General features: G+C 69.1%; 14 protein-coding genes. 9 read left to right on the top strand and 5 right to left on the bottom strand.

All coding sequences use genetic code 11. The annotated features are described in order from the left end of the window. Positions 1-86 precede the first annotated feature (86 nt). Genes FGX59_RS03525 through FGX59_RS03495 form a run of 7 tightly spaced genes read left to right on the top strand, consistent with a single transcriptional unit; the run spans position 87 to position 5735 of the window. Entirely contained in the window at positions 87-857 is a 771-nt protein-coding gene (locus FGX59_RS03525) for an ABC transporter ATP-binding protein (protein WP_138465139.1), read from the top strand. 27 nt (positions 858-884) lie between these two features. Further along, positions 885-1604: a transporter substrate-binding domain-containing protein gene (locus tag FGX59_RS03520; protein WP_138465138.1), complete on the top strand. Its 720-nt coding sequence runs from the start codon at positions 885-887 to the stop codon at positions 1602-1604. A gap of 39 nt (positions 1605-1643) precedes the next feature. Further along, positions 1644-2525: an ABC transporter permease gene (locus FGX59_RS03515; RefSeq protein ID WP_138465137.1), complete on the top strand. Its 882-nt coding sequence runs from the start codon at positions 1644-1646 to the stop codon at positions 2523-2525. Further along, the gene (locus FGX59_RS03510) at positions 2522-3361 is read left to right on the top strand and encodes an ABC transporter permease (RefSeq protein ID WP_138465136.1); all 840 of its coding nucleotides are present in this window, start codon (positions 2522-2524) and stop codon (positions 3359-3361) included. The genes FGX59_RS03515 and FGX59_RS03510 overlap by 4 nt, the downstream gene beginning before the upstream one ends. 1 nt (position 3362) lies before the next feature. Beyond that, positions 3363-4658, top strand: a complete 1296-nt coding sequence (locus FGX59_RS03505) for a glutamine synthetase family protein (protein ID WP_138465135.1) — start codon at positions 3363-3365, stop codon at positions 4656-4658. 16 nt (positions 4659-4674) lie between these two features. Further along, positions 4675-5379 carry a type 1 glutamine amidotransferase gene (locus FGX59_RS03500; protein WP_171060495.1) on the top strand — a complete coding sequence of 235 codons (705 nt, stop codon included), beginning with the start codon at positions 4675-4677 and terminating at the stop codon, positions 5377-5379. Between the two features lie 56 nt (positions 5380-5435). Further along, entirely contained in the window at positions 5436-5735 is a 300-nt protein-coding gene (locus tag FGX59_RS03495; protein ID WP_138465133.1) for a hypothetical protein, read from the top strand. 902 nt (positions 5736-6637) lie between these two features. Here FGX59_RS03495 and FGX59_RS03485 read toward each other — a convergent pair. Continuing rightward, positions 6638-7843, bottom strand: a complete 1206-nt coding sequence (locus tag FGX59_RS03485) for a DegT/DnrJ/EryC1/StrS aminotransferase family protein (RefSeq protein WP_138465131.1) — start codon at positions 7841-7843, stop codon at positions 6638-6640. A 166-nt stretch (positions 7844-8009) separates the two neighbouring features. Between FGX59_RS03485 and hisB the strand changes: the two genes are divergently transcribed. Both hisB and hisH read left to right on the top strand, forming a co-directional pair. Next, a complete protein-coding gene (gene hisB / locus FGX59_RS03480; protein WP_138465130.1) occupies positions 8010-8597 on the top strand; it encodes an imidazoleglycerol-phosphate dehydratase HisB in 588 nt (195 codons plus the stop codon). Then, positions 8597-9235 carry an imidazole glycerol phosphate synthase subunit HisH gene (gene hisH / locus FGX59_RS03475; RefSeq protein ID WP_138465129.1) on the top strand — a complete coding sequence of 213 codons (639 nt, stop codon included), beginning with the start codon at positions 8597-8599 and terminating at the stop codon, positions 9233-9235. Before hisB ends, hisH begins: the two co-directional genes overlap by 1 nt. A gap of 18 nt (positions 9236-9253) precedes the next feature. On the opposite strand, the gene FGX59_RS03470 is transcribed toward hisH, so the two are convergent. The 4 genes from FGX59_RS03470 to pheS all read right to left on the bottom strand — a co-directional run bounded on the left by FGX59_RS03470 (position 9254) and on the right by pheS (position 12480). After that, the gene (locus FGX59_RS03470) at positions 9254-10702 is read right to left on the bottom strand and encodes a cobyric acid synthase (RefSeq protein ID WP_138465128.1); all 1449 of its coding nucleotides are present in this window, start codon (positions 10700-10702) and stop codon (positions 9254-9256) included. A gap of 10 nt (positions 10703-10712) precedes the next feature. Further along, the gene (locus FGX59_RS03465; protein ID WP_138465127.1) at positions 10713-11033 is read right to left on the bottom strand and encodes a mannose-6-phosphate isomerase; all 321 of its coding nucleotides are present in this window, start codon (positions 11031-11033) and stop codon (positions 10713-10715) included. A gap of 89 nt (positions 11034-11122) precedes the next feature. After that, positions 11123-11404: a YrhK family protein gene (locus FGX59_RS03460; protein ID WP_138465126.1), complete on the bottom strand. Its 282-nt coding sequence runs from the start codon at positions 11402-11404 to the stop codon at positions 11123-11125. Then, positions 11401-12480, bottom strand: a complete 1080-nt coding sequence (gene pheS, locus FGX59_RS03455; RefSeq protein WP_138465125.1) for a phenylalanine--tRNA ligase subunit alpha — start codon at positions 12478-12480, stop codon at positions 11401-11403. The genes FGX59_RS03460 and pheS overlap by 4 nt, the downstream gene beginning before the upstream one ends. Positions 12481-12582: the final 102 nt, after the last annotated feature.

Here is a 12582-nt window from a genome sequence, read left to right as displayed (position 1 = left end):
GAATTTCCGCCTCTGTCGCCACGCAAGCCCTTGCGCTCCGCCGTTAAGGCTGACGTAAATATTCGCAGACCATTGGGGGACTTCGCTTGGCTCAGACGCCAGTCATCGAGATCAGGAACCTGCACAAGGCCTACGGGCCGCTCGAGGTGCTCAAGGGCGTGTCGATCAGGGCCGAGCGCGGCCATGTCGTGTCGCTGATCGGCTCCTCGGGTTCGGGCAAGTCGACGCTCCTGCGCTGCTGCAACCTGCTCGAGGACAGCCAGCAGGGCGAGATCTTCTTCGACGGCGAGCCCATCATCTGGCGCGGCAGCGGGCTCTCGCGCCGTCCGGGAGACGCCAAGCAGGTCCGCCGCGTGCGCACCAGCCTGTCGATGGTCTTCCAGCAGTTCAACCTCTGGGCCCATATGACCGTGCTGCAGAACGTGATGGAATGCCCCGTCACCGTGCTGGGCGAGGACCGCGCCGAGGTCGAGGCCCGCGCCCGCCAGCTGCTGGAGCGAGTGGGCATCGGCGACAAGTGCGACGTCTTTCCCGCGCAGATGTCCGGCGGCCAGCAGCAGCGCGCCGCGATCGCCCGCGCGCTGGCGATGCAGCCCAAGGCGCTGCTTTTCGACGAACCGACCTCTGCGCTCGATCCCGAGCTGGAGCAGGAGGTCGTCAAGGTGATCCGCGACCTCGCCGCAGAGGGCCGGACGATGATGCTGGTGACCCATGACATGCGCATGGCGCGCGACATCTCGGACCATGTCGTGTTCCTGCACAAGGGCCGCATCGAGGAGGAAGGGCCGCCCGAGGCGCTCTTCGCCAATCCGAAATCCGAGCGGCTGCGCCAGTTCCTGGCTGCAACGGCCGCCTGACAAAGTAACGACAACAGGGAGACTTCCATGAAAAAGCTGCTTCTGGGCGCTGCCGCCCTGGCCTTCACGGCCGGTGCGGCCCTGGCACAGGACGTGGTGCGGATGGGCACCGAGGGCGCCTATCCTCCGTACAACTTCATCAACGACGCCAACGAAGTGGACGGCTACGACATCGATATCGGCAACGAGGTCTGCGCCCGGGCCGAGCTGACCTGCGAATGGGTCACCAATGACTGGGACAGCATCATCCCGAACCTGGTCTCGGGCAACTACGACACCATCGCCGCGGGCATGTCGATCACCGACGAGCGCGACGCGGTCATCGACTTCTCCATCCCGTATTTCCCGGCCGACCCCTCCGCCTATGCCGCGATGGGCGATGTCGACGTGACGACCGCCGTGGTCGCGGCGCAGACCGGCACGATCCAGTCGAGCCATGTCGCCGAGACCGGCGCGACGCTGGTCGAATTCGCCACCCCCGACGAGGCGGTGGCCGCCGTGCGCAACGGCGAGGTCGACGCGATCCTGGCCGACAAGGCCTTCCTGACGCCGATCGTCGACGAGGACCCGGACCTGAGCTTCATCGGCGAGGACATCGTGCTGGGCAAGGGCATGGGCATCGGCATGCGCGAGAGCGACACCGAGCTGAAGGAGAAGATCGACGCGGCGCTGACCTCCATGAAGGAGGACGGCAAGATGGCCGAGCTCCTGGAGAAATGGTTCCCCGGCATCGACACCGATTTCTGAGACCCGGCGGCGCCCGGCATGTCCGGGCGCCCGTGAGCCATGTTCGAATTCTGCTCCGATCCCTCCGCGCTCGAAGACCTGCAATGGATGGCCTGCTACCTGACGACGGGCAAGCAGATCGCCTTCTACTGGTCCTTCGGCACCGTGCTGCTCCTCCTGGCCGTGACCGCGCCCGCGGCGCTGGCCTTCGGCTTCCTCGGCGCCATGGCCTCGCGCGCGCGGATCGCGCCGGTGCGCTGGCTCGGACTGGCCTATACCTCGATGGTCCGGGGCATTCCCGACATCATCTTCTTCCTCTTCGTACCGATCGCGCTCGACCAGGGATTCGAATGGCTGCGCCACAAGGTGAAATGCCCCGACTGGGACCAGCCGATCCGCCAGGGCAGCGATTTCGTGGTCTGCTCGGCCGCCAAGCTGCCGCAGAGCTCGGCGCCGCAATGGGTGCATGAGAGCTACGGCTTCGCGCTGGCCGTGCTGGCCTTCGCCATCGTCTTCGGCGCCTTCGCCGCCAATGTGCTGGCCGGCGCGATGAAGGCCGTGCCGCGCGCGCAGATGGAAACCGCCGAGGCCTACGGCATGAGCCATTCCCAGGCCTTCTGGCGGATCATGGTGCCGCAGATGTGGGTCTATGCCCTGCCCGGCCTGTCGAACCTGTGGCAGATCCTCGTCAAGGCGACGCCGCTGCTGTTCCTGCTGGGCGTCGAGGACATCGTCTACTGGGCGCGCGAGCTCGGCGGGTCCAAGACCTCGACCTTCGCCTATCCGCATCCCGACTGGCGGCTGTGGTACTTCCTGGGGCTGCTGGTCTTCTACCTGGCGCTGACCTCGGTGTCGGAACGCGTCTTCGCGCGGCTCTCGGCCCGGCTCAGCCACGGCCAGGCCACGGCGGCGGGCGAGAAGATGAGAAAGGCGGCGGCATGAGCTGCATGGAGACCATAGAGGCCTACGGGCTGCGCTCCATCGGGCTGGGCGAACGGCTGCTGCCGCGCTCGGATTTCACGCTCTGCGACCAGTTCGTGCTGATCGGCTCGGGGCTGGTCTGGAACGTCTATTTCGGGCTGATGGCGCTGTTCTTCGGCTTCTGGTTCGCCACCGCGCTGGCGATGGGGAAATCCTCGGACAGCCTGCTGCTGCGCAAGCCCGCCGAGTGGTTCATCTTCGTCTTCCGCGGCAGCCCGCTCTTCATCCAGTTCTTCATCGCCTACCAGGCCTTCGTGCTGCTGCCGCGCAACGGCATCGAGATCAACCTGGGGTTCGTCGAGCTGACCGCGCAGACCCGCTGGCTGACCAAGGCCTGGGCGGGGGCGCTGATCGTGCTCTTCCTCAACACCTCCGCCTATTCCGCCGAGATCTTCTTCGGCGCGCTGCGCTCGATCCCGAAGGGCGACCTGGAGGCGGCGGAGGCCTACGGCATGACGCCCTGGCAGAAATTCCGCCGGGTGACCTTCCCGACCATGCTGCGGCTGGGCTGGCCCGCCTACACCAACGAGGCGATCTTCCTCTTCCACGCCACCACGCTGGTCTTCTTCTCGGGCTTCCCGGCCTGGCAGCAGCAGGGCGACGCGCTCTACTATGCCAACTACTTTGCCGACAAGACCTTCAACCCTTTCGTCCCCTATCCCATCGTCGCGGGGTATTTCGTGATCCTGACCCTCTGCGTCATCACCGGCTTCGGGCTGGTGAACCGCCGCCTCAACCGCCATCTCGCCCCGGCCAGCCGCCCAAGGCTGCGCATCCGGCCCCAGCTGGTGCGCTGAGATGGAGATCGAGACCGCCTCGCTCCGCGTCGCCTGCGCCGACCTCAACGGGCAGATGCGCGGCAAGCGCCTGCCGGGCTCCGCCGCCCCCAGGATCGAATTCACCGGGCTGCGCATGCCGCTCTCGACGCTGTCGCTTGACGTACTGGGCCATGCCGCGCTGGCCGGACCCGCCGATGGCGACGGGCAGATGCGAGTGACCGACCGCGGGCCGGTGCCGATGCCCTGGCTGGTGCAGCCCTCGACGCTGATCCCGATGTGGATGTTCACCGACGAGGGAAGGCCCAGCCCGACCTGCCCGCGCCACGCGCTCTCCAAGGTGATCTCGCGCTGGAACCGCCGCGGCTGGAAGGTGAAGGCCGCCCCCTCGATCGAGGTGATGCTGGTCGACGATACCGGCGCGATGCCCGCCCCTGCCAATGCCCCCGACTCGGGCCGCCCGCTGCGCGCCTCCCAGGCCGGCAGCGTCGCCCAGCTCGACGCTTTCGCCGCCTTCTTCGACGATCTCTATTTCGGCGCCGAGGCGATGGGCATCGAGCTCGACGAGACGGTCTCGGGCGCGGGGCTGGCGCAGTTCCGCCTGAGCCTCGCCGCCGTGCCCGCGATGCGCGCCGCCGACGACCTGTGGCTGCTCAAGGCGCTGATCCGCGGCACCGCGCGCGCCCATGACATGGCCGCCTGCTTCCTGGCGAAGCCCTTCGAGGAGCAGCCGGGCAACGGGCTGCACATCTCCTACTGGGCGGAGAGCCCGCAGGGGAACATCTTCGACAACGGGCTGCAGGCGGGCTCCTCGGTGATGCGCCAGGCGGTGGCGGGCGGACTGTCCTGCCTGCCGGGCGCCACGCTGCTTTTCGCGCCGCACGAGGGCAGCTATGCCCGTTTCGCCCCCGACAGCCTGGCGCCGACCTCGGCGAGCTGGGGCTACGAGAACCGCTCCTGCGCGCTGCGCATTCCCGCGGGCGACCCGGCGGAGCGGCGGATCGAGCACCGCGCGGCGGGCGCCGACACCAATCCCTACCTGGTGATGGGCGCGATCCTCGGCGGCGGCATTGCCGGGATCGAGGACGGGCTGGCCCCGCCCGAGCCGGTGATCGGATCGGCCTATGACCAGCGGGTGCTGCAGTTCCCGATGGACTGGGACGGCGCGATCGAGCGGTTTTCCGGCTCGCCCCGGATGGCGCGGATCTTCCCTGCCGAGCTGATCGAGACTATGTCGGCGGTGAAACGTCAGGAACAGCACCAGATGGCGAAATTTACCGCCGCCGAGACGGTGATGGCCCTGATGGATGCCGTCTGACCTTCGGAGTGCTTCCATGACCCCCTCCCGCCCGCGCATCGGGATCCTCAAATGCGGCCATGTGGCCGAGAGCATCGAAACCGCCCACGGGACCTATACCGAGTGGTTCCGCGACTTCCTCGGCCCGCAGGGCTTCGACATGCCTGTCTGGGCGGTGATCGACGGCGAATTCCCCGAGAGCGCCGACGCCTGCGACGGCTGGCTGGTGACCGGCTCGCCGCTGGGCGCCTACGAGGACCACGCCTTCATCCCGCGGCTCGAGGCCTTCCTGCGCGAGATCCGCGCGGCGCAGAAGCCGCTGGTCGGCATCTGCTTCGGCCACCAGATCATCGCCCAGGCCTTCGGCGGCAAGGTCGTCAAGCATCCCGGCGGCATCAAGATCGGGCGGCAGAGCTACGAGGTCGAGGGGCTGGGACCGCTGGCGCTGAATGCCTGGCACGGCGACCAGGTGGTCGAGCTGCCCGAGGGGGCGCGGGTGATCGCCACCGGCGAGGACGTGCCGGTCGGCGCGATGCGGATCGGCGACCGGGTGCTGACGCTGCAGACCCATCCCGAGATGACCAATGCCTGCCTGCTGGGTCTGGTGGACCTGCGCCGCGACGCGGGCATCTTCGCCCCGGGCCAGGTGGCCGAGGCCGAGGCCGCGGCGGCGGAGCCCGTCGACAGCGCCCGCGCGGCCGAGTGGATCGGCGATTTCTACCGCCAGGCCCTGGCCGGCTAGCACCCGCGGCCCGGCCGCCTGCGGACCGGGCCGCAACCGAGGGAGGCGCGCCCCGCATGTTCTCGATCTTCCACCTCCTGGCCGCGCTGCGCGCGCGGACCGAGGCGACGCGGCTCTGGCGCTTTGCCACGGCCACGTCCCTGCGGCTCCTGCTCTGCTCCCTGGCGGTCGTCGCCGCGAACTTGGCGGCGCTGGTGCAGATCGGGACCGGCCCCGTCGCGACCGTCCTCGGCCTGGCCATCTTCGCTCTCTCCAGCGGGCTCTTGGCGCTGCTGGGCGCCGAATCCCGGCGGCGCGTCCGCAGCGAGCGCGAAACGATGGAGAAGCTGCGCCGCAACAGTCGGCTGGGCCTCTGAGCGGCTGAGCGGCTGAGCGGCTGAGCGGAGGCTGCCCGGGCGACGATTGTCCTTCAACGGACGGCGCGCGCCACCCTCCCCGGTTTCGGACCACGTGCCGCCATGGCCGCAAGCTCCTCGCCGGGGATCGCAAAAGCCGGACACCGCGGCCGGCAGGACGTCGAACCGGAGCACGGAGCACGGAGCACGGAGCACGGAGCACGGAGCACGGAGCACGGAGCACGGAGCACGGAGCACGGAGCACGGAGCACGGAGCACGGAGCAGAGATTGCGCGCTTCGGCAGGCCGGGCAAGGCGGAAATGGCACCCGGCTTCCTGCCGGCCCGTGCCCCTGCTTCACCTTCCGGACGACGCTTGCGGCACGGACGGCTGGCGGGGGACCGGCACCGTCCTGCATGGCCGGGCCGTCACGCTCTTCGCCGCCGGAAGACGTGACCTTCCCTGGCAACGGCTGCGCCGACGGTCCCGCTGCGGCACGCTCCATGTCCCCGTCCGCACGGGCGGGGCGGCAACGGCGCGCGCGCAGGCCCTGGTCGAAGGCGCGGCAGCTGCCGGTCCGGAGGTGACAGCCGTCACCGGACCGGCCGGCGGCGAAGCCGATCCGCTGCGGGGGACGTCGCAGAGCATTTCGCATTGGAGAACCGCGGGGGAGCGTTTGAACCGGCGCCGGTTCCTTCGGGCGGAACAAGGACGGTGGCGCGCGGTGGAGGGAAGCGGCCGCGGGACCTCGGGGCGGTCGCCGGGCCTTCGGGCTGACCGTCGGCGCGATCGCCGAAGGGCCGCCATCCGCGGGCGGTCCCGGCTGGCCGCGGCACCGCCTGGGCCCCGGATCGGCGCTCCGGCGGCGGGGAGCCCCCGGCTCAGGGCCGGGGGCGGTCAGGGCCTGGCCGCGGCCCTGCGGCTCAGGCCATGACGTCTTCGGCCGCGGCGAGGAGCGCCTCGGCGATCACGTCAAGCTCGGGCAGGGTCAGCCGCGCGGGCAGCCGCGTGTCGCAGGCCGACATCAGCATCGCCCTGGTCTTCGGCAGATCCTGCAGCGCGCCGAGGAAGCGCCAGTTCCAGAAGGCGCGGGCATTGTCCTCGGAAAGGCCGAAGACCTGCACCGAGACGCCGCGCGCCTTTGCCGCCGCCATGAAGGCGCGGGCCTGGTCCGCGGACATGCCCTTCAGCGTGAATTGCAGCGAATCCGGCGCCCGGGTTTCGGGCGCCAGGCAGGGCGGCACCGCGAGCCAGGGCGAGCGGTTCAGCCGCTCCGCCACGTAGTCGTGGTTCCTGAGCCCGTCGCGCACCCGCCGCGGCAGCTCGGCGAGCTGCGGCCGCACGATCGCCGCCGAGAGATTGTTCAGCCGGGTATTGTAGAGCGGCAGCCGGTTCTGCCACTCCGCCACGATCTCGGCCACCAGCCCGTGCTTGGCCCAGTTGTGTTCATAGGCGCCCGACATGATGACGGCGCGGGCGATGACCTCCTCGTCATCGGTGACGAGCATGCCGCCCTCGCCCGCGTTCAGGAGCTTGTAGGACTGGAAGGAGAAGCAGCCGACCTTGCCCAGCGTGCCGATCTTCTTCCCGTGCCAGAGCGTGCCGAGCGAATGCGCCGCATCCTCGATCACCGGCACGCCGCGCGCCTCGGCCATCTCCAGGATCGCGTCCATGTCCGAGGTGTGGCCGCGCATGTGCGAGATCAGCACGCAGGCGATGTCGCCGGTGAATTTCGCGGCGAAATCCTCCATGTCGATGCGGTAGTTGGCGCCGACTTCGACCAGGACCGGCTCGCAATCGGCATGGATGACGGCCGAGGGCACGGCGGCGAAGGTGAAGGCCGGGATCAGCACCTTGGCGCCCCGCGGCAGGCCGAGCGCCTTCATCGACAGGAAGAGCGCCGCCGAGCAGGAGGCCACGGCCAGCGCGTATTTCGCGCCCATCATCTCGGCGAAGTCGCGTTCGAGCAGCGCCACCGGCGAATCCGAGGCGGCGGTGTAGCGGAAGAGATCGCCCGAACTCAGCAGCGCCTCGACCGCCGCGCGCGCCGCCTCGGGGATCGGTTCCGCATCGTAGACATTCGGAGCCAGGACCGGAGCGGCAGCGGGAGGGGCGAGATCTTCGGGCATGTTCGGATTTCCTGAAAGTCAGTTTCGGGAAAACCGTACGATGGATTCGGTCACAGATCCATGACGCCATGGCCGCAGGCGGCGCTGATGCGGCAAGGACACAGCCCTGCCCCCCTTCCCCTCGGCGGCGGCTGCGGCTAGACGGGGCGCGCAGGAGGACGTTCCGATGCGCCAAGCCACGATCACCCGCAAGACCGCGGAAACCGACATCTCCCTGACCGTCGATCTCGACGGCACCGGGAATTACGACGTGAAGACCGGGGTCGGATTCTTCGACCACATGCTGGACCAGCTCGCGCGGCACAGCCTGGTGGACCTGACGCTGCGGGCGGAGGGCGACCTGCATATCGACGACCACCACACGGTCGAGGATTGCGGCATCGCGATCGGCCAGGCGCTGGCCAAGGCGGTGGGCGACAAGAAGGGCATCCTGCGCTACGGCGCCTGCCTGCTGCCGATGGACGATGCGCTGGTGCGCGCGGCGCTCGACCTGTCCGGGCGGCCCTTCCTGGTGTGGAATGTCGACTTCCCCACCCAGAAGATCGGCACATTCGACACCGAGCTGGTGCGCGAATTCTTCCAGGCGCTGGCCACCCATGGCGGCATCACGCTGCATGTCGACTGCCTGCACGGAGTGAACAGCCACCACATCGCCGAGGCCGCCTTCAAGGCGGTGGCGCGCGCGCTGCGCGACGCACTGGAGACCGATCCGCGCAAGGCGGACGCGATCCCCTCGACCAAGGGCATGCTGTGATGCTCACCGTCCTGATCGACTACGAATCCGGCAACCTGCACTCCGCCGAGAAGGCCTTCCAGCGGATGGCGCGGGAAACCGGCGGCGGCGAGGTCATCGTCTCCTCGAAGCCCGAGGACGTGGCGCGGGCCGACCGGCTGGTCCTGCCCGGCGACGGGGCGTTTCCCTCCTGCCTGCACGGGCTGAAAAGCTACGCCCAGGTCTACGAGGCGATGGTCGAGGCGGTGCAGGTGCGGGCCGTGCCCTTCATGGGGATCTGCGTCGGCATGCAGATGCTGGCCACCTGGGGCCGGGAATACGAGGACACGCGCGGGCTCGGCTGGATCGGCGGCGAGGTGGTCAGGATCACCCCCTCCGACCCGGCGCTGAAGGTTCCGCATATGGGCTGGAACGACCTGGTGATCGACGGCGCGCATCCCGTGCTCGACGGGGTGAAGACCGGCGACCACGCCTATTTCGTCCATTCCTACCAGTTCCATGTCGACACCCCGGCCGAGCGGCTGGCCCATGTCGAGTATGGCGGCGAGGTGACGGCGATCGTCGCCAAGGACAATGTCATCGGCCTGCAGTTCCACCCGGAGAAGAGCCAGGGCCCGGGACTGCGGATGCTCGCGAATTTCCTGAACTGGAAGCCCTGACGACCGGCGCCGGCGCTCTCAGCGCGCCAGCGCCAGCAGCCGGTCGAGATCCAGATGGGCCTCCAGATGCTGCGCCAGGCGGTCGAGCACCGCCTCCACCCCTGCCGCATAGCCCAGCCCCGAAGGCGCCGCGCCGAGCCCCTGCAGATAGGCCGCGCGGAAGCCGTCATCAGCGAAGAGCCCGTGCAGATAGGTCCCCTCGATCCTCCCGTCGGCCGAGACCGCGCCCTCGGGCGCGCCCGCGACATGGGCGAAGGGACGCGTGCGGTCGGCCCCCTCGGTCGCGCCGATATGGATCTCGTAGCCTTCCAGCTCCTGCCCGCTCGCCGCATGGCGCGCAGCGACGCGGGTCAGCCGCTTTTCGGGATGCATCTCGGTGACGACATCGAGAAGCCCCAGCCCCGGCGTCTCGCCGGGCGGGCCCTCGAGCCCGCCGGGATCGCGGATCGCCTGCCCCAGCATCTGGTAGCCGCCGCAGATGCCCAGCACCCGGCCGCCGCGGCGCACATGCGCGGCCAGGTCGATGTCCCAGCCCTGCGCGCGCAGGAAATCGAGATCGCCGCGGGTCGATTTCGTCCCCGGCAGGATCGCCAGGCGGCAGTCGCCGGGCAGCGCCTCGCCCGGGCGGACCATGACGACCTCCACCCCCGGCTCGGCCGAAAGCGGGTCCAGATCGTCGAAATTGGCGATGCGCGACAGCACCAGGCAGGCGATCTTCACCGCCCCGCCCGCAGACGCCGCTGCGATGTCGAGCGCATCCTCGGCGGGCAGCCTGTGCGCCTCGGCAAACCAGGGCACCACGCCGAGCGCGGGCCAGCCGGTCCTGGCCGCGATCGCCGCCAGCCCGTCATCGAAAAGCGAGACATCACCGCGGAACTTGTTGACGGCAAAGCCCCGGACCATCGCGGCATCCTGCGGATCGAGCACCGCCTGCGTGCCGACGAGCTGGGCGATCACCCCGCCCCGGTCGATATCCCCGACCAGCACCACCGGCACGTCCGCGGCGCAGGCGAAGCCCATATTGGCGATATCGCCCGCGCGCAGGTTGATCTCGGCGGGCGATCCCGCGCCCTCGACGATCACCAGATCCGCCGCCGCCTTCAGCCGGGCGAAGCTTTCCAGCACCGGCGCCATCAGCTGCGGCTTCAATTTCGAATAGTCGCGCGCGCGCACCGTTGCCACCCGCCGCCCCTGCACCACCACCTGGGCGCCGGTCTCGGTCTCGGGCTTCAGCAGCACCGGGTTCATGTCGGTATGGGGCGCCACCCCGCAGGCCAGCGCCTGCAGCGCCTGGGCGCGGCCGATCTCGCCGCCATCCTCGGTCACGGCGGCATTGTTCGACATGTTCTGCGGCTTGAAGGGACGCACCGACAGCCCGCGGGCGCGGAAGGCGCGCGCCAGGCCCGCGACCAGCATGGACTTGCCCACATTTGAGCCCGCCCCCTGGATCATGATCGCGCGCGCCATCGGCCCGGGCTCAGTGCAGGCGGGCCGGTCCGGCCGCGCGGTCGATCAGCAGCACCTCGGTCTCTTCCAGCGCGGCAGCGCGGCAGGACGTGCCCGCGGGCACGACATACATCTCGCCGCGGCCCAGCTCGACAAGTTCCTCGGCCAGCTCGATTTCCAGCGACCCCTTGATCACGTGGAAGAAATCCACCGCCCCGGTCCGCGTCTCGCAGCAGGCCCCGGCCGGCAGCACCACGCGGTGCAGCGCGCAGCCGTTGAATTCCCCGAGCTCGCGGGCTTCGGAAAACGGCACCAGCTTCTCTGCCAGATTGACTGCCTTGACGTTGCTCATGCCCGCATCCCTCCTTGGCCGCGTGTCCTACACCCGGTCTGTGCAGAATATATTAAACTTCGAACAAAAAGAGAACCACTGTCGCGCCGCTAGCGCCGGGCCCGCTCGGCGAGGTCTTCGGTGTCGCCCATTGCCGCCAGCTTCAGCTCGCGCCAGAGGCGGATCGTCGGCTTCATCGCGAAGCAGATCGATCCCACCAGGAACAGCCAGGTCCCCGCAGTCATCAGGCTGTCGTAGAAGAAGAAGATCGAGCCGGCCACGAAGAGCAGCGCCGCCAGGAAATCCACCGCGGTATAGGCGATCTCGAAGGCGGCGAAGAGGCGGCGCTTGTCGGCGCCGCCCTGCCTGTGGTCCTGCTCGAACAGCCTCACCGGCTGAGGCCGCCATGCAGCGTCGGCACGTCGAGCGCGGCGAAGCCGTAATGGCGCAGCCAGCGCAGGTCGCTGTCGAAGAAGGCGCGCAGATCGGGGATGCCGTATTTCAGCATCGCGATCCGGTCGATCCCCATGCCGAAGGCGAAGCCCTGCCACTTGTCCGGGTCGATCCCGCCGGAGCGCAGCACATGCGGATGCACCATGCCGGAGCCCAGGATCTCCATCCAGTCGTCGCCCTCGCCGATCTTCAGGCTGCCGCCCTGCCAGGAGCAGCGGATATCGACCTCGGCAGAGGGCTCGGTGAAGGGGAAATGCGAGGCGCGGAAGCGCAGCTCGACCCCGTCCACCTCGAAATAGGCGCGGCAGAATTCCTCCAGCACCCATTTCAGGTTCGCCATCGAGATGTCCTTGTCGATGGCGAGCCCCTCGACCTGGTGGAACATCGGCGTGTGGGTCTGGTCGTAGTCCGCGCGGTAGACGCGGCCCGGCGCGATCACCCGGATCGGCGCGCCGGTCTTCTGCATCGCGCGGATCTGCACCGGCGAGGTATGGGTGCGCAGCACATGCGGCGGGCGGTCGTCGCCCTCGGCGCGGTGCATGTAGAACGTGTCCATCTCCTGGCGCGAGGGATGGTGCCCGGGGATGTTCAGCGCGTCGAAATTGTACCAGTCGCTCTCGATCTGCGGGCCTTCGGCCACGGCGAATCCCATGTCGGCGAAGATCGCGGTGACCTCCTCCTGGACCTGGCTGATCGGGTGGACCGTGCCGCCGCGGCGCGCCGCCGGACGGCCGGGCAGCGTCACGTCGAGCCATTCGGCCCGCAGCCGTTCCTCCAGCGCGGAATCGGCCAGCGCGGCCTTCTTCGCCGCCAGCGCCGAGTTGATCTCGTCCTTCAGCGCGTTCAGCGCAGGCCCGGCGACCTGGCGCTCTTCCGGGCTCATCTTGCCCAGCTCGCGCATCTTCAGGCTGATCTCGCCCTTCTTGCCGACGGCCTGCACGCGCAGCGCCTCGAGCGTGTCCTCGTCCGCCGCATCGGCGATCAGCTCCAGATATTTCCCGCGCAACTCGCTCATGGCCGCCTCATCCTTCAAGCTCCGCCTCCCGCTACCCAAAGGGGGCCCGAGATGCAAGCTCGGGCCGGGTCCGGGGCGGAAAGGACGGAAATCCGGCTGGTC

The sequence above is a fragment of the Poseidonocella sp. HB161398 genome, assembly GCF_005870025.1.
In the GTDB taxonomy this organism is placed as follows: domain Bacteria; phylum Pseudomonadota; class Alphaproteobacteria; order Rhodobacterales; family Rhodobacteraceae; genus Mangrovicoccus.
The sequence above is the reverse complement of the archived record's forward strand: the minus strand, read 5'-3'. Positions and strand labels throughout refer to the sequence as shown.

Coding starts and splice junctions, on each gene's coding strand:
- FGX59_RS03465 (WP_138465127.1), bottom strand. CDS start 11,033: ATGAGCAACGTCAAGGCAGTCAATCTGGCAGAGAAGCTGGTGCCGTTT.
- FGX59_RS03505 (WP_138465135.1), top strand. CDS start 3,363: ATGGAGATCGAGACCGCCTCGCTCCGCGTCGCCTGCGCCGACCTCAAC.
- FGX59_RS03520 (WP_138465138.1), top strand. CDS start 885: ATGAAAAAGCTGCTTCTGGGCGCTGCCGCCCTGGCCTTCACGGCCGGT.
- hisH (WP_138465129.1), top strand. CDS start 8,597: ATGCTCACCGTCCTGATCGACTACGAATCCGGCAACCTGCACTCCGCC.
- FGX59_RS03470 (WP_138465128.1), bottom strand. CDS start 10,702: ATGGCGCGCGCGATCATGATCCAGGGGGCGGGCTCAAATGTGGGCAAG.
- FGX59_RS03500 (WP_171060495.1), top strand. CDS start 4,675: ATGACCCCCTCCCGCCCGCGCATCGGGATCCTCAAATGCGGCCATGTG.
- pheS (WP_138465125.1), bottom strand. CDS start 12,480: ATGAGCGAGTTGCGCGGGAAATATCTGGAGCTGATCGCCGATGCGGCG.
- FGX59_RS03510 (WP_138465136.1), top strand. CDS start 2,522: ATGAGCTGCATGGAGACCATAGAGGCCTACGGGCTGCGCTCCATCGGG.
- FGX59_RS03485 (WP_138465131.1), bottom strand. CDS start 7,843: ATGCCCGAAGATCTCGCCCCTCCCGCTGCCGCTCCGGTCCTGGCTCCG.
- FGX59_RS03495 (WP_138465133.1), top strand. CDS start 5,436: ATGTTCTCGATCTTCCACCTCCTGGCCGCGCTGCGCGCGCGGACCGAG.
- FGX59_RS03515 (WP_138465137.1), top strand. CDS start 1,644: ATGTTCGAATTCTGCTCCGATCCCTCCGCGCTCGAAGACCTGCAATGG.
- hisB (WP_138465130.1), top strand. CDS start 8,010: ATGCGCCAAGCCACGATCACCCGCAAGACCGCGGAAACCGACATCTCC.